An 18,507-nucleotide genomic window follows, 5' to 3' on the forward strand; every position below is an offset into this window, starting at 1 on the left:
TCCGTTCCCCACGCCAAGGCGGGATCGCCCGCAGAGAGCGAAGGAGAACCATCATGGCCGGTCGGTGGAATGACGAACGGGATTGGCGCGATCGCGAGCTGCAGCGGCGTTACGACGACCGCTACGACGTGTTCGGCCTGAACGACGAAGGTGATCGATACGCCGGGCGCGAGGACCGCTCGTTCGATCGCGACGAGCGCGTGTTCGGCGAGCGCGAGAGCGGCGTCGCCTACAACCGGCCGCAACGTGGCGGCAGCTATGGCGATCGGACCGACACGGGCTGGCAGAACGAGAACTACGGCGGCGTCTCGCCGGCCATGCGCCGGGGCGACTACGACACCGGCTACCGGGCGAACCCGCGCTTCCGGACCCAGGACTACACGCGCGGCGGCCGCTACTACGGCGACGAGGGCCGCTCGCGTTCCTACGGCGGCGAGTACGGCGCCAGCCAACGCCCCTACGACAACGAAGGCCGCCGTTTCGGCAGCTATGAAGCCGACCAGCGCTGGGCGCGCGAGATGCGCCGGCCGGTCAGTGGCGGGACCGGCGGCTACGACTATGCGGAGCGTGGCTACGGCGACGGCGGCCGGGAGGATGAGAGCAGCCGCTACGGCGACGCCCGGGACCGGGACGAAGGCTTCGAGGACCGCGCCCGCGAAGCGGGGGAGTTCTTCCGCCGGACGGGCCGCCGGATCTCCAACTGGTTCGCCGATGTGGCGGGCGAGGGGAGCTACGACCGCGGTTACGCCGAGGACCGGCAGCGCTACGATGCGTTCCGTGGCGCGCGCGGCCGTGGCCCCAAGGGCTACCAACGCTCGGACGACCGGATCAGCGACGAGGCGCATCAGCGCCTGACCGACGACGCCTGGCTCGACGCCACCGAGATCAACGTCTCGGTATCGGCAGGTGAGGTGACCCTGTCCGGCTCGGTCGACAGCCGCGAGGCCAAGCACCGCGCCGAGCGCGTGGTCGAGGACATCTCGGGCGTGAAGCACGTGCAGAACAACCTGCGCGTCACCGCGGGGAGCTACTTCACCAGCGCCGGCCGTGGCTACGGCGACAGTGTCCAGGAAGCCCGCATGGCCTCGAGCGACGCGGTCAAGGACGTGACGGACGGCAACGCGACCCCGCCGGCCCAGAAGCGCAACTAGTCCGCTTCCAAGCGACAGACGCCTCCCGGCTCCATTAGGCTGGGAGGCGTCATGCTGTCCGACTTCCAGCCCTGGATCGAACGGTGGGGGCTGGAGCCGGACGGCGAGCCCTTCCGCACCCCCTATGCCGACAGCCGCCTGCTGGCGGTGCGCCAGGCGGGCCGTGCGGCGATGCTGAAGCTGGCCGCCTCCCCAGACGAACGCCGCGGCTCGGCCGTCATGGCGTGGTGGAGCGGGCAGGGCGCCGCCCCGGTCCTAGTCCACGCGAACGAAGCGCTGCTGATGGTCCGGGCGGAGGGCGGCCGGAGCCTCGATGAACTGGACGACGACGACGCGACAGCCATCCTCTGCACGGCCGTGAAGGCGCTGCATGTCCCGCGGCCGGATCCGCCCGCGGCTCCGCCCTTGAGTACGCTGTTCAAGGCGCTGCTCGAAAGCGGCGAGGCTCGCCTCCAGACGCCACGCCGCGTCGCGGAGGCCCTGCTTGCGACTCCCCGCGATGAGGTTCTGCTGCATGGCGACATCCACCACTCAAACGTCCTCGACTTCGGCGTGGCGGGCTGGCTTGCGATCGACCCCTGGGGCTTTCGCGGCGAGCGCGCCTACGACTACGCCAATATCCTGCGCAATCCCGATCTCGCGCGCGTGATGGCGCCCGGACGGTTCGACCAGGCGCGGGCGTCGATCGCCGGGCTTGCGGGCCTGGAGCCTGAGCGCCTGCTGCGCTGGATCCATGCCCACGCCGGCCTGGCGGCGGCATGGGAGTTGGCGGACGGGCACGACCCTTCACGGTCCTACGCCGTGCTCGAACTGGCCGAGGCGCGGCTCTAGAGAGCCGGGACCGCCGGCGCGAGACCGGGCCGGGGCGCCAGGGGCTCGCCGCCAGCGAACTGGCCGCAGCGCTTCCAATTGAAGGCGGCGACGCCGAAGGTTTCGACGCAGGCCGGAAGGTCCGCGCGGTCGATCCGGCCCTGCCGTTCCAGCCACGTGCACTGCGCGACCGAGCCGATCAGGTAGCTGGCCACGGGCGTGCCCGGATGGCGGCGGTCGGGGATGCGCGCTTCGCTTTCGCCCGTGTCGGTGAAGGCGACCCGATAGCCCATCGGCGTCAGTGAGATCGTGTGGGCGTATTCGTGCGCGGCGACGTTGATCGCGCACGAGCGGGTGACCGGATCGCCCGACTGGAACGCACGCAGGACGCCGCGGGTGATGAGCAGATCGGAATAGCGGCCGGTCGTCCCGCCTTCGCCGGCCGCCCCGAGCGCGGCGCCGTTGTCGTCGACGATCATCGCCTGGGCGGGCGCGAACCGGGATCCTGGAGGTTCTAGAGCAATAATCCCGGCGACGGCCCTGGGGTCCAACGCCTGCGCCGAGCGTCGCGCGTAGATGATCGGGTAGCGATCCTGCAGCGCTTCCAGGTTCTCGCGGAAGGCCGAAGAGCGCAGGACGGCATAGCCCTCCTGCAGCAGTCGCCCGGCCGCCTCGCGCTCGGCCCCGGAGCCGCTGTCGAGGGTGCTGAAGGCGCGGTCGGGCCGGGTGTCCTCGGCGCGGTTCTGCCACGCCACCCAGCCCAGCATCACGATCGCCGCCAGGAAGGCCCAGAGACCGGACGTCCAGACGGAATGGCGCGGCGGGCCCTCGCTCAGGCGTAGACGCCCGCGGCGTGTTCGTTGTCGCCGCGGCCCAGCGGGTCGGGAAGCTTGCCGCCGCCCTTCACGAAGGTGAGCGAGACCGAGTTGATGCAGTAGCGCAGCCGCGTGGGCGGCGGGCCGTCCGGGAAGACGTGGCCCTGATGGCTGCCGCAGCGGGCGCAGGTCGTCTCGATTCGGACCATGCCGTAGGAGGTGTCGCGCACCGCCTGCACATGGGCCTCGTCCACCGGCGCCCAGAACGAGGGCCAGCCCGTGCCGCTCTCGAACTTGGTCTTGTGCTGGAACAGCGGCAGGCCGCAGAGGCGGCAGCAGTAGACGCCGTCGTCCTTCTGGTCGAGCAGGCCGCCGCAGAACGGGGCCTCGGTGCCGTGGTGCAGCAGCACTTCGGCCTCCTCGCGCGTGAGGTCGGCCTCCAGTCGCTTGCGTTCCTCAGCGTTAGGCGGCGAGAGAGAGAAACCGGAGGGGGAGACTTCTGGCGTGCTCATGGACGTCAATCTAAGGTCCCCGCCTCCTCGGCGAAAGACCGCCGTTGGATCCATCGCTTAAGGGTTCGGATGTTCTCGAAAATCCTGATCGCCAACCGGGGCGAGATCGCCGTCCGGATCATCAAGACCTGCCGCCGCATGGGTATCAAGACGGTGGTCGTCTACTCCGAGGCCGACGCTGATTCGATGGCTGTGGAGATGGCCGACGAGTCGGTCTTCATCGGCGGCGCGCCGGCCGCAGAGAGCTATCTCGTGGCAGACAAGATCGTCGACGCCGTGCGCGCCACCGGCGCCGAGGCGGTCCATCCGGGCTTCGGCTTCCTGTCGGAGAACGCCGGCTTCGCCCGGCGCCTGGCCAAGGAAGGCATCGTCTTCATCGGTCCCAATCCGCACGCCATCGAGGCGATGGGCGACAAGATCGAATCGAAGAAGTTCGCGGCCAAGGCCAACGTCTCGGTCGTGCCCGGCCACGTGGGCGAGATCGACGACACCGCCCACGCCGTGAAGATCTCCGAGGAAATCGGCTATCCGGTGATGATCAAGGCGTCTGCCGGCGGGGGCGGGAAGGGCATCCGCGTCGCCTGGAACCGCAAGGACGTGGAAGAGGGGTTCCCGGCGGTGCGGGCCGAGGCAAAGGCCAGCTTCGGCGACGACCGGATCTTCATCGAGAAGTTCATCGAGAGCCCGCGCCACGTCGAGATCCAGGTGCTGGGCGACAAGCACGGCAACGTCGTCCACCTCTTCGAGCGCGAATGCTCGATCCAGCGCCGCAACCAGAAGGTCATCGAGGAGGCCCCCAGCCCGCTGCTGGACGAGAAGACGCGCAAGGCCATGGGCGACCAGGCCGTCGCTCTGGCCAAGGCCGTGCAATACGACAGCGCCGGCACGGTCGAGTTCGTGGCCGGCCAGGACAAGAGCTTCTTCTTCCTGGAGATGAACACCCGCCTGCAAGTGGAGCATCCCGTCACCGAGATGATCACCGGCGTCGACCTGGTCGAGCAGATGATCCGTTCGGCCTATGGCGAGAAGCTGCCGTTCGCCCAGAAGGACCTGAAGATCAACGGTTGGGCCATGGAGAGCCGGATCTACGCCGAGGATCCCTATCGCGGCTTCCTGCCTTCGATCGGCCGGCTGGTGCGCTATTCGCCGCCGCAGGAGGGCGACACGCCCGCCGGCTTCGTTCGCAACGACGCGGGCGTGCGGGAGGGCGACGAAATCTCGATGTTCTACGACCCGATGATCTCCAAGCTGTCGACCTGGGGGAAGACGCGCGAGGCGGCCATCGACGCCATGGGCCGGGCCCTGGAGGATTTCCACATCGAGGGCCTGGGCCAGAACATCCCGTTCCTGGCCGCCGTGATGGATCAGCCCCGGTTCCGGTCGGGCAAGCTCTCGACCAGCTACATCAAGGACGAGTTCTCCGAAGGTTTCCACGGGCTGCCGCCTACCGACGAGCAGCGCGACCTGATGAGCGCCGCCGCGCTGGCGATGCACGGGACGCTGCTGGCGAGGGCCGCGCCCGACCTGGTGCGCCGCGACTGGATCGTGGTGGCGGGTCACAAGCAGCAGGCCATGACGGTCGTGTCTGCGGAAGGCGGGCTTTCCATCGAAAGCGGCGGCAAGACGTTGCGGCTGGAAGGCGTGGAATGGCGGCCGGGCCAGCCGGTCTTCCGCGGCGTCTTCAACGGTGCGCCCTTCACGGTGGCGGTGAAGCCCGCGGCTGAAGGCTTTGTGATCCGGCACCGGGCCGCGCAGCAGCACGTCCTGGTGCTGACGCCGCGGTCGGCCGAGCTGCACGAGAAGCTGCCGCCCAAGAAGGCGGCCGACACCTCCAAGATGGTGCTGTCGCCGATGCCGGGCCTGGTGGTCTCGGTCGACGTGACCGCCGGTCAGGACGTGAAGACCGGCGAGATCGTGGCCGTGCTCGAGGCGATGAAGATGCAGAACATCCTGCGGGCGGAGCGCGACGGAACCATCAAGGCCGTCAACGTGAAGTCCGGCGACAGCGTCGCGGCCGATGAGGTTCTGGTAGAGTTCGCCTAGGGCTGATCGCTCGGGGGATTCGATGGGCTTCACGGAGCTCTTCTTCTCGGCTCAGGGCCGCGCGCCTCGGCTGCCGTCGCTGATCGCGGCGGCGGTGCTGGTGGCCATGGCGGCCGTCTACGAGGCCCTGGTCGGCGCGACCCTGCACTGGATCACCGGCTGGGTGGTCTATCCGGCGCTGTTCTTCGCCGGCGCCTGCGTACTGTCGAAGCGGCTGCACGACCGGGGTCGCTCAGGCTGGTGGGCGGCGCTGATCCTGGCCTCGGTGGTGGCGGTCTGGCCGCACCCGGAGAGCTTCCTGGATTTCCCGTTCTTCCTCGTCCTCGTCTGGGCCTTCGTCGAGCTTGCCGCCATGCCGGGCGAGCAGGGGGCCAACCGTTACGGCCTCAATCCCGTGGTCCTGGCGCCGGTCTAGATCGGAGCCGGCGTTTCCTCGATGGGGCCGAACACGCGCCGGAAGCTCGCCTTCAGCGCGTCGTCGGCTTCGTCCATCGTCACCGGCAGGCCCAGGTCCACCAGGCTGGTGACGCCGTGCTCGGTGACGCCGCAGGGGACGATGCCGCCGAAGTGCGAGAGGTCGGGCTCCACGTTCAGCGAGATGCCGTGGAACGACACCCACTTGCGCAGTTTCACGCCGATCGCGGCGATCTTGTCCTCGCGGACCGGCGCGCCCGGCTGGCGGCGCTCGACCCAGACGCCTACGCGGCCGTCGCGAATCTCGCCCTTCACGTTGAACGTATCGAGCGCGCCGATCACCCAGGCCTCCAGCGCCGCCACGAAGGCGCGCACGTCACGGCCCCGCTTCGTCAGGTCCAGCATGACGTAGGCCACCCGCTGGCCGGGCCCGTGATAGGTGAACTGGCCGCCGCGGCCGCTCTCGAATACGGGGAATCGGTCAGGGTCGATCAGGTCGGCCGGCTTGGCCGAGACGCCCGCCGTGTAGAGCGGCGGATGTTCCAGCAGCCAGACCAGTTCGCCGGCGCGGCCTTCGGCGATGGCGGCGGCGCGGGCCTCCATGGCGGCGACCGCCTCGGGATAGCTCACCGGCTTGCGCGAAACCGCCCAGCCCGCAGCCGCGCCGTCGGTGCGACCGAACAGCGCTTCGCCCGGCAAGTTTAACGCGTGATCAAGCATGTTGCGGCCAATGTGGGGGTCGGGCCTGCGTCGCGCAAAGCCCAGCGTTCAGTCGAGGTCTTCCTTCGTGAGCCAGGTCAAGGCGGTCAATGTGGAAATCCAGGTGGTGCTCGGTCGCGCCACCCTGCCCATGGCGCAACTGCTGCGCATGGGCCGCGGCGCCGTCATTCCGCTGGATACGACCGTGAACGAAGAGGTTTGGATCCTGGCGAACAACCACCCGGTGGCCCGCGGTGAAATCCAGATCAACGACGAACGCATCGCGATCACCGTGACCCGCGAGGCCAACGTCTACGACTACATGGCGGGCAACGCCTAAAGCCTGCTCTTTTAACGCACTTCACAAGGCGGGCGGGGTTTGCTACCTGCCGCGCCTCACCACGAGCGGTCGTGGCGGAATTGGTAGACGCGCAGCGTTGAGGTCGCTGTGGGGCAACCCGTGGAAGTTCGAGTCTTCTCGACCGCACCAGTGAATCAGGGCCTTAACCGAGGAACGAGCAAAGCCGTCCACAAATAGCCGGGGAGGTCCGCATGAGCCGCGAAACGGACGACCTCATCGAGCCTGTGGACGTTGAGGAAGACCTCGAAGACCTCGCCCTCGAAGACGACTACGCGCTGAACCCGGAATTCGTGTCCGACGTGGCCGACGCGCTGGACCGCGGCGACACGGAACGCCTGCGCGAACTGCTCTCCGCCCTGCACCCGGCCGACGTGGCCGACCTGATGGGTTTCCTCTCGGCCGACGCGCGCGAGGAGCTGATTCCGCACCTCGATCCCGAGACCTTGGCCGAGATCCTGTCTGAGCTGGACAGCGAGATCCGCGAGGAGGTGCTGGAGCACGTCCCGTCCGCCACCCTGGCCAAGGCCATCGGCGAGATGGAATCGGACGACGCCGCCGACGTCGTCGACGACCTGGAGGACGACAAGCGGGCCGAGGTCATGGCCGCCATGCCCGAACTGGAGCGGGCGGCGATCGAAACGACGCTGAGCTACGCCGACGAATCCGCCGGCCGCCTGATGCAGCGCGAGGTGGTGGCCGCGCCGCAGTTCTGGACCGTGGGCCAGGCCATCGACCACTTCCGGCGGGAATCGGACGAACTGCCCGAACTGTTCTTCGACATCTATGTGGTCGATCCGGCCTACAAGCCCGTCGGCGCCGTCCCGGTAAGCCATCTGCTGCGGGTGGGCCGCCAGACGCCGCTGGCCCAGATCATGGAGCCGGTGACCGAGATCACCGTCGACCTCGACCAGGAAGAGGTCGCCTACATCTTCGACAAGTACCACCTGATCTCGGCGCCGGTGGTCGACGCGGCCGGGCGGCTGGTGGGCCAGATCACCGTCGACGACATCGTGGGCGTCATCCAGGAAGAGGGCGAGGAGGATATCCTGGCTCTCGCCGGCGTGACCGACGCCGGCCGCGACGCCGGCGTCTGGGACATCGTGCGTTCGCGCCTGCCCTGGCTGGTGCTGAACCTGGCGACCGAGGCGGTGGCGGTCCAGGCCATCAACGTCTTCCAGGGCGAGATCGCCAAGCTGGTGACCCTGGCCATCCTCATGCCGATCGTAGCCTCCGTGGGCGGCAATGCCGGCACCCAGGCCCTGGCGGTAGCCGTCCGCGCGCTGGCCAACCGCGAACTGAATGCGGCCAACTCGCTGCGGATCGTGGGCCGCGAGATGACCGTGGGCCTCGCCAACGGCGCGGTCGTGGGCCTGATCATGTCGATCGCCACCTATGTGTTCTTCCAGGATCTCCGGCTGAGCGTGACCATCGCGCTCGCCCTGATCATCAACATCTTCGTGGCGGCCCTGGCGGGGGTGCTGGCGCCGTTGACGCTGGAGCGCTTTGGCCGCGATCCGGCCGTGTCCTCGTCCGTGTTCGTAACTTTCGTCACGGACCTCATGGGTTTCCTGTCTTTTCTGGGATTGGCGAGCCTTATCCTGTTGTAAGTGGCGTCAGGCTTGCGCCTGATCTCATCAGGCGCTCGCCGCCTGTGCCGATTTGGGACGATTGGGAGCCATGCTCTCGCGCCACCGCGTTTCCCGGGCGGCCATCGAACTGCTCAAGCGGTTCGAAGGCTACCGCCGACACGCCGCCCAGCTGCCCGACGGGCGCTGGACGATCGGCTATGGCCATACGCTGACGGCGCGCGAAGGGGCGGAGGTCTCTGAATCCGACGCCGAGGCTCTGCTGGTCTATGACCTGATCAGCGTGCAGCACGCGGTGAACGAGAACGTCTACGCGCCGCTCAGCCAGAACCAGTTCGACGCGCTGTGCAGCTTCGCCTTCAACATCGGCATCGACAATTTCCGGCGCAGCCAGGTCCTGAAGCGGATCAACGCCGGGGCGATGGTCCAGGCCGCCTGCGCGATGGAGCTGTGGCGCAAGGCCGATTTCGAGGGCGAGCGGATCGTCGTCGACGCCCTGGTCCGCCGACGCGCGGCCGAGAAGGCCTTGTTCCTCACGCCGGCCGGCGACGATTTCGCGCCCGCGCCGTCCCCGGTCATCCGCCCGGTCATCGATCTGGACGCGCTCGACCTCGTGCCGCTGCGCCGGCCCGTCGAGCTGGAAACCTCGTTCGAGGGCCGCCACGTCAGCCTGCGCCGCGAGGCCGCGCTGGAAGAGGTGTTCCCGGCAGCGAGTGCGCCAGCCGAACCCACGCCCGAGCCCGTCCCCGCCATGACCGCGGCGGCCGAGGCGGTGACGGCGCGCCTGGAGACGATCTTCCCCGATCCGGGCGAGGAGCCGCCGCCCGAGCCGGAGCCTGCGCCCGAGGTCGTGGAGTCCGAGGCGGTCTCGGAGCCGGGGCCGGAGTCCGCCGAGGATTTCGAACTCGCGCCGGCTGGGGCCGACGTCGACGCCCTGCCGGCCGATGTCAGGCCCCAAGCCGATTTCGCGCCGCCCATCACGACGCACCCCGAGCCGGAGATTGAACCCCGGCCCGACCTGGAACCCGAGGCGTTCACGGCGGAAGCTCCAGCCTTCGAGCCGGAGGCGGAGCCGCTTGGCGACGCCGGGCTGGATATCCCGAAGGCCCCCGCGGACGCCGTCGATCCTGACGCGTCGGAGACCTTGGCCGAGACGCAGCCATACGAGTTCATTCCGGCCCGCCGACGACCGCCGCCTCCGCCCAAGGAGATTTCGGTGGTCTGGGATCTGCTGCTGGCGCTCCTGGGCCTGGCGTTCTTCGGCTTTGGGATCTTCTGGGGGCTCAGTGCGAGGCCCACAGGCGGGTTCGTCACGCCTCTGATGGTGGCCTGGCCGGCGGGTCTGGCCGGGGTGGGCTTCGTTGTGGTGGCGGTCTTCCGCCTGTTGCAGCGGCTGGGCCGCGAGGTCGAGAGCGACTAGTTCGCACCCCGCGCCGCGCGTGCTAACCACCCGCGCATGATCCCGAACCACGGCCCCAACATGGAATTCGGCCTCGGCGAAGCCGCCGACGCCATCCGCGACGTCACCGCCCGCTTCGCCGCCGACCGCATCGCGCCGCTGGCCGCCGAGATCGACGCCAACAATGCCTTTCCGCGCGCGCTGTGGCCCCAGATGGGCGAGCTGGGCCTGCACGGCATCACCGTCGAGGAAGAGTTCGGCGGCCTGGGCCTGGGCTATCTCGAACACGTGGTGGCGATGGAGGAGGTCTCCCGCGCCTCGGCGTCCGTGGGCCTGAGCTACGGCGCCCACTCGAACCTCTGCGTGAACCAACTGCGTCGCTGGGGCACGCCCGAGCAGAAGCAGCGCTACCTGCCGAAGCTGATCAGCGGCGAGCACGTGGGGTCGCTGGCCATGAGCGAGGCGGGGAGCGGGTCGGACGTGGTCTCGATGCGCCTGAAGGCCGAGAAGCGCGGCGACCGCTACGTCCTGAACGGCACGAAGTTCTGGATCACCAACGCGCCTCACGCCGACACCCTGGTGGTCTACGCCAAGACGAGCCCCGAGGAGGGCTCGCGCGGCATCACCACCTTCATCGTCGAGAAGGGCTTCAAGGGCTTCAGCGTGTCGCCCAAGCTCGACAAGATGGGCATGCGCGGCTCCGACACCGCCGAGTTGGTGTTCGAGGACTGCGAGATCCCGGAAGAGAACGTCATGGGCCCGGAGAACGGCGGCGCCGGGGTCCTGATGAGCGGACTCGACTACGAGCGCACCGTGCTCGCTGCTGGCCCCCTGGGGATCATGCAGGCCTGCCTGGACGTGACGCTGCCCTACGTGCGCGAGCGCAAGCAGTTCGGCAAGCCGATCGGGTCTTTCCAGCTCATGCAGGGCAAGATCGCCGACATGTATGTCGCGCTGAACTCGGCCAGGGCGTATGTCTACGCCGTGGCCAAGGCCTGCGACGCGGGCCAGACGACGCGGTTCGATGCGGCTGGGGCGATCCTGATGGCGAGCGAGAACGCCGTGAAAGTGGCGCTGGAGGCCATTCAGGCCCTGGGCGGCGCCGGATACACCAAGGAATTCCCGGTCGAGCGCCTCCTGCGCGACGCCAAGCTGTACGACATAGGCGCCGGCACCAACGAAATCCGACGCTTCCTCATCGGACGGGAGCTGATCGGCGGATGATGCGGGCGGGGGCGGCGATCCTGGTTGTGGCGCTGGGCTTGGCGGGCTGCATGAGCGCGCCGCGGCCCCAGGCCTGTCCCGCCGGCCAGACGCCGCTGCGCACGGCGCAGCTGTTCCTGAGCGCCAAGGCGCCGGCCAAGCTCGACGAGCGCGACCTGCGCCGCTTCGTGGACCAGGAGGTGACGCCGCGCTTCCCCGACGGCGTGACCATCGTCAACGGCGGCGGCAAGTGGAAGGGCTCCGAGAACCGTCTGATCCGCGAGGCCGACAAGGTGGTCCTGCTCGTCCTGCCAGCCTCGGGCGCCGGTCCGACCCAGGTCGAGGCCGTGCGCACGGCTTACAGGACAAGGTTCAAGCAGGAGCCGGTGGTGGTGCTTCCCCCGCCGGCCTGCGACGCGCTCTAGGCCGCCTGGCGCGCCTCGTGCGCCATCCGTAGCGCCTCGGCCGTATCGGCGTCGGCGGGGAAGAAGGTCTCCAGCGTCAGTTCCGAAAGCGTGATGTCCACCGGCGTGCCGAACACCGTCGTCGTGCCGAACAGCGACAGCATCGTGTCGCCGACCATGAGCTGGAACGGGATCACCACATTACCGAAATCCTCGGGCCGACGATCAGGGGCGGGCGGTTTCGGATAACCGCGGATCTCCTCGATGAGGCTGAGCAGGCCGGGATCGGCGGTCAGTTCGGCCTGCCGGCGCAGACGCTCGACCGCATGGGCGTGCCATTCGCCCAGGTTGGCGATGCGCGGGGCCAGCCCGTTCGGGTGCAGCGAAACCCGCATCACATTCAGCGGCGGCTGCAACAGCTCGGGGTCGACGCCCACCAGCAGCGGCGCGATCGCCGCGTTCGCCGCCACCAGGTTCCAGCGCAGATCGACGACCAGGGCGGGGTAGGGCTCGTGCGCCTTCAGGATCACCTCCACCGCGCGCCGGGCCGAGGCCAACTCGGGGGCTTCCAGGCTGCGTTCCGGGAAGACCGGCGCGAAGCCCGCCGCCACCAGGATCACGTTCCGCTCGCGCAGCGGAATCTCGAGCTGGTCGGACAGGTGGAGCACCATCTCGCGGCTGGGCTGCGCGCGGCCGGTCTCCATGAAGCTCAGGTGGCGCGTGGAGATTTCCGCCTCCAGCGCGAGGTCGAGCTGGCTCATCCGCCTGCGGGTGCGCCAGTCGCGGATATGCTCGCCGACGGGCTTCGAGGTGCTGCTCATGCGTCGACCTTAGCGGCCGCCCGACCGCCGTCCATGACCTGGCAGGTAATGGCGGCGCATCAACGCCACCCGCACGCCACCGACCTGACCCCGGCCAGCGCCTGGAGGCGCGCGCGCAGGTGCTCTGCGCGAGGGGCGGCGAGGCCGTCGGTCTCGATTTCCAGCCGGGCCAGGCCGCCATCGGTCTGGAGATCGAGCCGCATGACCTCGGCGCCCTGGACGGGGAAGGGCGACAGCGCGCGCAATAGGGTGTCGCCGCCGGCCGCCATCTCGACGACAAACAGCCACCGGCGCTCGGAAGCGCTCCGTTTCTCCCCACTCATGTGCGACGGCCGCGCAGGTGTTCGAGGCGCAGCGCCTGTACGCCAACCTGGCCGGCCAAACGGTCGGCCGCGGCTTGCGCCGCGTCGACGCTCAGGCCTCGGAGGGTGAGGGTGGCCTCCACGATCCGCCCGACGGGCTTCAACCGTAGGCCCGCCAGCTCGCCGGCGGTTCGCGCCAGGGCGTCCTCGATGGCGGTCAGCGCGGCGCGGGGGTGAGGGGCGGCGAACACGAAGACCTGCAGCGCCTCCGGCGGCGAAGACTCAGCCGGCGACATGACCGGCCCTCCGTCTCGCGCTGGACCGGGCAGTCGTCGGCATGGAGGCGATGATGGAAATGAGGAGGGCGGTCATTGCGGGGTCCTTCTGGCTTGGGGACGGCCGCATATGAAAACGCCCCGCGGCCTGGGGCGCGGGGCGGTCGATCCTCTTAAGATCGTGGCGACGTCTCTAGGACGTGCGCCGTCGCCCCGCCTGGCGGGTCATAATCTTCGAGGTCTTCATCATGGCGACGGCGCGAATGGCCGCGGCCGCGAGGGCGGCGGTGGTCAGCGCAGCGATGGACAAGGTCAGGCTCATGGCCGGATCGGTCTCCTGTGACATCATCCATATCGTATCGGCGCCGTTTGCACACCCCCCACTGCGACGAACTGCCCCAGGCGCAAGGCGCCGCATAACGCCGGCGTGCGACCGTCGGTTAATTCTCTAAGGCAAAGGTGGCAGACCCGCCCAACCTTCGAAGGACCGCCGAGATCTTGTCTGCGGAGATCCAACAGACCCCCGCCCTGGCCCCGGAACCGGCGGCGTACCGGACCACGCTGGTGGGTCTGAGCCAGCCGTGGCAGCTCTCGCTCATCTTCAACCTGTTGAGCGCCGCGACGCTGGCCGCCTTCGGATTGCCGGGCTTGGCCGCGGCGTGGGCGATGGTCTCCTTCGGCCTCGACCAGGGTCTGCAAGCTCTCTACCGGCGCTGGCTGCCGGGCGCCGACGCGATCTCCAAGAACCGGGGGCTCAATCGTCTCGCCGCCTGCCAGGTCGTGCGGTCCGGCCTCTGGGTGGCGCCAGTCGTGGCGGCGGTCTGGACGATCGGCGGTCCGGCCGCCTACGCCTACCTTGCGATGACGTGCGCGACCCTGGCGGCCACGGCCGGCGCTGTCGGCTGGATGTCGCGCCGCGTGTGGGCGGCCACAGCTGCGCCCGCCGCCGTCGGTGTCGTCGCCGCCGCCTGGCCGGCCCTCGACCTCGCATCCGGCCTCGGCCTGGCCTTCAGCGTCGCATCCTTCGCGCTGGCCTGTCTGCTGATCGTCGTGGCCACCCAACGCCTGATCGGGGCGGCGGCGCAGGATCGCACCAAGAGCAACACGGCGGTTCGTGGGCTGCAGGCGGCGTTGCAGAAGTCGGAGGAGGCCGAGTTCCGCGCCGAGGCCGCCAGCCGCGCCAAGTCGCAGTTCCTGGCCAGCATGAGCCACGAAATCCGCACGCCAATGAACGGCATCATCGGCATGAGCGAACTCCTGCTGCGCACTGACCTCACGGCCGAGCAGCGCCGGTTCGCCGAGACGGTCAGCACCTCGGCGGATGCCCTGCTGCGGATCATCGACGACATCCTGGACATCTCGAAGCTCGAAGCCGGCAAGGTCGAGGTTGAGGCCATCGACTTCTCGCTCCGAACGGTCGCCGAGGACGTGACCGCGCTGCTTAGGCCGCAGGCGGAAGAAAAGGGTCTGAGGCTGACGTGCACGGTCGGCGAGGCGGCGGACGCGCCGCTGCGGGGCGATCCCACTCGTCTGCGTCAGGTGCTGCTGAACCTGATGGCGAACGGCGTTAAGTTCACCGAGCACGGCGAAGTGGCGCTGGACGTCCGGGGTGAGCCGGCGGGCGACGAAGTACGGCTGCGTGTCGAAGTGCGGGACACCGGGATCGGCGTCACCGACGAGCAGAAGCCCAAGCTGTTCCAGACCTTCCAGCAGGCCGACAGCTCGACGACCCGCAAGTTTGGCGGCACCGGCCTGGGTCTCGCGATCTCGCGCCAGCTCGTCGAGCTGATGGACGGCCGCATCGGGGTGGACGACGCGCCTGGCGGCGGAGCGATCTTCTGGTTTGAGCTGACCCTGGCGAAGAGCGCCGAACTCCGGGGGGGCGCGGAGGCTTCGCCCCTCGAAGCTGAGCCCGATCGGGCGTGGGACGCCTACGTCCTGCTGGCCGAGGACAACGACATCAATGCCATGCTGGCCATCGAGATCCTGCGCCAGATCGGGATCGGCGCGGAGCGCGCCGCCAACGGCGCCGAGGCGGTCGAGGCTGTAGGACGCAGAGCGTTCGACGCCATCCTGATGGACATGCACATGCCGGTGATGGATGGGCTCGAGGCCACCCGTCGGATCCGCGCGCTGCCTGGCCCCGCCGGCCGGACCCCGATCATCGCCCTGACTGCGAACGCCATGAAGGACGACGCCGCGGCCTGCCGTGCGGCTGGCATGGACGCCTTCGTCGCGAAGCCCTTCCGGCCAGGTGAATTGATCGAAGCGCTTGCCGGCGTCCTCGCCGGCCGCGAGGCGGACGCCGCCTGATTCCGGAAAAGCGAAAGGCCGCCCCAGCGATGGGGCGGCCTTTCCATAGTCGGACCGCTCAGCGGTGCGCGACCGCTAGCCCGAAGGCTAGGCGCGGACCTCGTTCACGGAGGTCCAGGTCACGGCTACCGCAGTGCGGCTTTCACTATGAGACACTGGGTCACCTCCTTTCAGCTGTTGAACACAAGTCGAATATGGGGTGCGTTTTGCGGATCTGCCAACGTTTCATTCCGCCGCAGCCGTGGTCGAGGCCATGAAAGGCGTCATGACGGCGCCGGCCGCCGCCTGTTCGCGCAGCGAGGCCCGGCGGCGGAGTTCGGGAATCGGCCGCGTGGTCTTGTCCAGGGCCGCGAGGGTGGCGCGGTAGCCCGCTTCGACCGCGTCGTCGTAGGCCCTCCAGTCGCGGATTTCGATCTTCGAGACGTCGGGCTGGATCAGCACGTCGGTGACCTCTCGCGCGGCGGCCAGGTCGCGTCCGGTCGACACGGTGGCCGTCCGCATGAGCAGCGAGACGATCGGCGGACCCAGCCGCCATTGCCCCGAGCGAATCCAGCGCCAGACCGAGGACGGTCGCGCCACGTCCTTGGCGGTGATGCTGCGCGCCGTGGTCACGTCGATGCCGACGATCGGGCCGAGGTGAGCGGCGCGCATGATGTCGGCGGGGAAGTTCTTCATCACCGCGCCGTCCACCAGCACGTTGGGGCCATCGGTGGCGGGCGGCATCACCCCGGGAAGGGCGATGGAGGCCCGGAGCGCCTGGCGAAGCAGGCCGCGGCGATGGAGCTGGTATGCGCCGGTGGTGAGGTTGGACGACAGGCAGAAGAACGGCAGCCACAGGTCGGCGATCTGAGTCTCACCGAAGTGCTGCGCCAGACGGTCGCTCACCTTGACCCCGTGGGTCATGGCCAGCAGGGGCAGGGCGATGTCGTCGAGCGGGCTGGAATCGACGAACGCCTCGTGCAGCCGGGCGTCCATCTCCTGCTCGGTCCAGCCCATGGCCAGGCCCGCGCCGACGATCGCGCCCATCGACGAGCCGCCCACGAAGTCGATGGGCACGTTGCGCTCCCGGAGCGCCTTGATCGCGCCGACGTGGGCATAAGCCCGCGCGCCGCCGCCCGACAGCACCAGGCCAACGGACTGTCCGGTGAGCACGCGCGCCAGTCGCTGGAAGTCCGGCGCCGACCCCCGCCGGACATGGAAGATGCGCGCCGCGCTGGTCGCGTCGAGCCAGGCTTCCGACCCATGCGGTCGCTGGGTGTCCACCGGCTGCATCAGGATCAGGTCGACCAGGCCCTGGTCCTGCAGCGTGCTGGAGCCGGCCAGGGCGCCTTCCGGCTCGGCCGCCCGGTCGCCGCGGCCCACGCGGAACAGCCTGTCGACCTGGCGCGGCACGAACGGCGCCCATGAGGCCTCGTCGCGTTCGGCGACATAGAGGACGAAGTCGTGGACTCGCTCGACCTCCGAGAACCATTCGGTTGGCGCGGACGCCGCCTCGGCGCCCACGGTGGTGACGGCGTAGCCCAAGGCGGCGATTTCGCGCTCCAGCCGCTCCACCATCGGCCGGATCACACCCGGCCGGCCGATGGGCACGAAGCCGAACACCGAGGGTTCGCCGACGGGTCCGCGCCGCGCCGTCTGGCGGCTCCGCAGGATCATGAGCCGGGCCAGCTCGGTCATCACGGCTCCGTCCGCGTCGCAGGCTTCGAAGAAGGCGTCCTTGGGCACCGCGAAGATCTCCGAATCGCGCAGCGCATAGACGTCGGCCGAGTGCGGGATGCCCGCGATCAGCGCCATTTCGCCCGCCGGCTCGCCGGGGCGGATCACGCCCAGGAAATGCGACTCCTGGCCCTCCTCGCGGCGGAAGGCGCCGAGCCGGCCCGTGCGCACGACGTACAGCTGGTCCGACGGGTCGCCCTGGCCGAACAGCTTCGACCCGCCGGGCAGCGAGAACCAGATGGTCTCCTCCCGCGCGCGCGGGTGGCGGAACAGCCGCGCGAGCGCCGAATCGACGGGAATTTCCGGTAGAGGGCCCACGACGGCGGGAGGGTAGCGTCCCGGGACGGCGAGGGCTATGGCTGCGCTCCCCGCCGTCCGAGGAGTTCGCGCATGACCAATGAGATCGCCCATCCCCTGGTGGAGTTTCCCGACGTCAGCGCCACGACCGAGCTCGTCCACATCTCGGCCACCCGTGCCGGCGCCGTGACGGTCACCATGAACCGGCCCGCGAAGAAGAATGCCTTCGACGAGGGGCTGATCTCGGCCCTGGCCGAGGCCTTCGACACCCTGGCGGGCGCGGAGGGCGTGCGGGTGGTTTTCGTGCGCGGCGCGGGCGGAACGTTCTCGGCGGGGGCCGACCTCGACTGGATGCGGGCAGCCGTGGATCGCACCGAGGCCGACAATCGCGCCGACGCCATGGAACTGGCGAAGATGCTGAAGGCGCTGCGCGACCTGCCGGCGCTGACCGTGGCGCTGGTCCAGGGCGGGGCGTTCGGCGGCGGTGCGGGCCTGGCGGCCGCCTGCGACATGGCCATCGCCACGAGCGACGCGAAGTTCAGCTTCTCCGAGGTGAAGTTGGGGCTCATCGCCGCCACCATCAGCCCCTACGTCATCGAGGCCGTCGGGCCGCGCACGGCGCGGGCGCTGTTCGCCACGGCGCGCATCTTTGACACCGCCTATGCCGAGAAGGTGGGTCTCGTCACCGAAACGGTCGCGGACGCCACGGCTCTTCAGGTCGCCGCGCATCGGATCGCCAGCGAGATGATCGCCTGTGCGCCGGGCGCCGTGGAGGGCTCCAAGCGGCTCGTCGATGATGTGGCCGGCCGGGTCATCGACCGCGATCTGCTGGAACTGACGGCGCATCGCATCGCTGCGGCGCGGGTCAGCGACGAAGGGCAGGAGGGCGTCCGCGCCTTCCTCGAGCGGCGCAAGGCGCGTTGGGCGGAGTAGCCGCACTTCCCAAGTGCGGGTCACAGCCGTAATCCAGCGCCATGGCCCTGCACATGATCAAGCTGGTGGTCGGCGCCGAGACCATCGAGGACCTGCTCGACTGGCGGAAGACGCATTACCAGCCCAACGAACCCTGGATCCTGCGAACGCGGATGACGCCGAAGCGCCAGGCTGAGATGTTGGACGGCGGCTCGATCTACCGCGTGTTCAAGGGCGTGATCCTGTGCCGCCAGCGCCTGTTGGCCATCAATACGGTGGGCGAGGGCGTGACCGCCCGCTGCGAGATCACGCTGGACGAGGACGTGGTCCGCGTCGCCCCCACGCCGCGGCGCGCGTTCCAGGGGTGGCGCTATCTCGATCCCAAGGATGCTCCGGGTGACCTGGACGCCGAGGCCTTCGGCGACGTGCCCGACGAGCTGGCGCGCCAGCTTCGCGAAGTCGGCGCCTGGTAGG

20 protein-coding genes and 1 tRNA gene are annotated in these 18,507 nt (G+C 69.3%); 13 read left to right on the plus strand and 8 right to left on the minus strand.

Annotated elements, in window-relative coordinates; translation table 11 throughout:
- Window positions 1–53 precede the first annotated feature (53 nt).
- Both ACODSY_RS11580 and ACODSY_RS11585 read left to right on the plus strand, forming a co-directional pair.
- On the plus strand, window positions 54–1,151 hold the full coding sequence (locus ACODSY_RS11580; RefSeq protein ID WP_488951903.1) for a BON domain-containing protein: 1,098 nt from the start codon (window positions 54–56) through the stop codon (window positions 1,149–1,151).
- Window positions 1,152–1,202: 51 nt separating this feature from the next.
- Window positions 1,203–1,982, plus strand: a complete 780-nt coding sequence (locus ACODSY_RS11585; protein WP_488951904.1) for an aminoglycoside phosphotransferase family protein — start codon at window positions 1,203–1,205, stop codon at window positions 1,980–1,982.
- Here ACODSY_RS11585 and ACODSY_RS11590 read toward each other — a convergent pair.
- Both ACODSY_RS11590 and msrB read right to left on the minus strand, forming a co-directional pair.
- Window positions 1,979–2,731: a hypothetical protein gene (locus ACODSY_RS11590; RefSeq protein ID WP_488951905.1), complete on the minus strand. Its 753-nt coding sequence runs from the start codon at window positions 2,729–2,731 to the stop codon at window positions 1,979–1,981. The genes ACODSY_RS11585 and ACODSY_RS11590 overlap by 4 nt on opposite strands.
- Window positions 2,732–2,793: 62 nt before the next feature.
- Window positions 2,794–3,288 carry a peptide-methionine (R)-S-oxide reductase MsrB gene (gene msrB, locus ACODSY_RS11595; RefSeq protein ID WP_488951906.1) on the minus strand — a complete coding sequence of 165 codons (495 nt, stop codon included), beginning with the start codon at window positions 3,286–3,288 and terminating at the stop codon, window positions 2,794–2,796.
- Between the two features lie 69 nt (window positions 3,289–3,357).
- Here msrB and ACODSY_RS11600 point away from each other — a divergent pair, with 69 nt between their 5' ends.
- Together ACODSY_RS11600 and ACODSY_RS11605 are read left to right on the plus strand one after the other, a co-directional pair.
- A complete protein-coding gene (locus ACODSY_RS11600) occupies window positions 3,358–5,331 on the plus strand; it encodes an acetyl-CoA carboxylase biotin carboxylase subunit (RefSeq protein ID WP_488951907.1) in 1,974 nt (657 codons plus the stop codon).
- Window positions 5,332–5,353: 22 nt separating this feature from the next.
- The gene (locus ACODSY_RS11605; protein WP_488951908.1) at window positions 5,354–5,746 is read left to right on the plus strand and encodes a DUF805 domain-containing protein; all 393 of its coding nucleotides are present in this window, start codon (window positions 5,354–5,356) and stop codon (window positions 5,744–5,746) included.
- Here the strand turns inward: ACODSY_RS11605 and lipB are convergent.
- Window positions 5,743–6,465: a lipoyl(octanoyl) transferase LipB gene (gene lipB, locus ACODSY_RS11610; protein ID WP_488951909.1), complete on the minus strand. Its 723-nt coding sequence runs from the start codon at window positions 6,463–6,465 to the stop codon at window positions 5,743–5,745. The genes ACODSY_RS11605 and lipB overlap by 4 nt on opposite strands.
- A gap of 67 nt (window positions 6,466–6,532) precedes the next feature.
- Here lipB and ACODSY_RS11615 point away from each other — a divergent pair, with 67 nt between their 5' ends.
- The 6 genes from ACODSY_RS11615 (at window position 6,533) to ACODSY_RS11640 (ending at window position 11,418) form a co-directional block, all read left to right on the plus strand.
- Window positions 6,533–6,784, plus strand: a complete 252-nt coding sequence (locus tag ACODSY_RS11615) for a FliM/FliN family flagellar motor switch protein (protein ID WP_068878880.1) — start codon at window positions 6,533–6,535, stop codon at window positions 6,782–6,784.
- Between the two features lie 65 nt (window positions 6,785–6,849).
- Window positions 6,850–6,934: transfer RNA gene (locus ACODSY_RS11620), tRNA-Leu, on the plus strand.
- Between the two features lie 62 nt (window positions 6,935–6,996).
- Window positions 6,997–8,412, plus strand: coding sequence for a magnesium transporter (gene mgtE, locus ACODSY_RS11625; protein WP_488951910.1), 1,416 nt, complete (start codon window positions 6,997–6,999; stop codon window positions 8,410–8,412).
- A gap of 70 nt (window positions 8,413–8,482) precedes the next feature.
- On the plus strand, window positions 8,483–9,811 hold the full coding sequence (locus tag ACODSY_RS11630; protein ID WP_488951911.1) for a lysozyme: 1,329 nt from the start codon (window positions 8,483–8,485) through the stop codon (window positions 9,809–9,811).
- Window positions 9,812–9,847: 36 nt separating this feature from the next.
- Window positions 9,848–11,014, plus strand: coding sequence for an isovaleryl-CoA dehydrogenase (locus ACODSY_RS11635; protein ID WP_488951912.1), 1,167 nt, complete (start codon window positions 9,848–9,850; stop codon window positions 11,012–11,014).
- Window positions 11,011–11,418 carry a DUF3574 domain-containing protein gene (locus ACODSY_RS11640; protein WP_488951913.1) on the plus strand — a complete coding sequence of 136 codons (408 nt, stop codon included), beginning with the start codon at window positions 11,011–11,013 and terminating at the stop codon, window positions 11,416–11,418. The genes ACODSY_RS11635 and ACODSY_RS11640 overlap by 4 nt, the downstream gene beginning before the upstream one ends.
- Here the strand turns inward: ACODSY_RS11640 and ACODSY_RS11645 are convergent.
- From ACODSY_RS11645 to ACODSY_RS11660, 4 genes are all read right to left on the minus strand, one after another.
- Window positions 11,415–12,218 (minus strand): helix-turn-helix domain-containing protein, encoded by an 804-nt coding sequence (locus tag ACODSY_RS11645; RefSeq protein ID WP_488951914.1) that lies wholly within the window; start codon window positions 12,216–12,218, stop codon window positions 11,415–11,417. The two genes, ACODSY_RS11640 and ACODSY_RS11645, sit on opposite strands and share 4 nt — an antisense overlap.
- 59 nt (window positions 12,219–12,277) lie before the next feature.
- The gene (locus ACODSY_RS11650; RefSeq protein ID WP_488951915.1) at window positions 12,278–12,541 is read right to left on the minus strand and encodes a hypothetical protein; all 264 of its coding nucleotides are present in this window, start codon (window positions 12,539–12,541) and stop codon (window positions 12,278–12,280) included.
- Window positions 12,538–12,816 carry a hypothetical protein gene (locus ACODSY_RS11655; protein WP_488951916.1) on the minus strand — a complete coding sequence of 93 codons (279 nt, stop codon included), beginning with the start codon at window positions 12,814–12,816 and terminating at the stop codon, window positions 12,538–12,540. The genes ACODSY_RS11650 and ACODSY_RS11655 overlap by 4 nt, the downstream gene beginning before the upstream one ends.
- Window positions 12,817–12,988: 172 nt before the next feature.
- Window positions 12,989–13,141 (minus strand): hypothetical protein, encoded by a 153-nt coding sequence (locus ACODSY_RS11660; protein ID WP_488951917.1) that lies wholly within the window; start codon window positions 13,139–13,141, stop codon window positions 12,989–12,991.
- A 152-nt stretch (window positions 13,142–13,293) separates the two neighbouring features.
- Here ACODSY_RS11660 and ACODSY_RS11665 point away from each other — a divergent pair, with 152 nt between their 5' ends.
- Entirely contained in the window at window positions 13,294–15,108 is a 1,815-nt protein-coding gene (locus ACODSY_RS11665) for an ATP-binding protein (RefSeq protein ID WP_488951918.1), read from the plus strand.
- A gap of 225 nt (window positions 15,109–15,333) precedes the next feature.
- Here the strand turns inward: ACODSY_RS11665 and ACODSY_RS11670 are convergent, their stop codons facing one another.
- Window positions 15,334–17,142: a patatin-like phospholipase family protein gene (locus ACODSY_RS11670; protein WP_488951919.1), complete on the minus strand. Its 1,809-nt coding sequence runs from the start codon at window positions 17,140–17,142 to the stop codon at window positions 15,334–15,336.
- 72 nt (window positions 17,143–17,214) lie between these two features.
- Between ACODSY_RS11670 and ACODSY_RS11675 the strand changes: the two genes are divergently transcribed.
- The gene (locus ACODSY_RS11675; protein ID WP_488951920.1) at window positions 17,215–18,054 is read left to right on the plus strand and encodes an enoyl-CoA hydratase-related protein; all 840 of its coding nucleotides are present in this window, start codon (window positions 17,215–17,217) and stop codon (window positions 18,052–18,054) included.
- 41 nt (window positions 18,055–18,095) lie between these two features.
- The gene (locus ACODSY_RS11680; protein ID WP_488951921.1) at window positions 18,096–18,506 is read left to right on the plus strand and encodes a DUF1489 family protein; all 411 of its coding nucleotides are present in this window, start codon (window positions 18,096–18,098) and stop codon (window positions 18,504–18,506) included.
- The last annotated feature ends 1 nt before the right edge of the window (window position 18,507 follow it).

The organism is Phenylobacterium sp. FG114 (assembly GCF_057809855.1).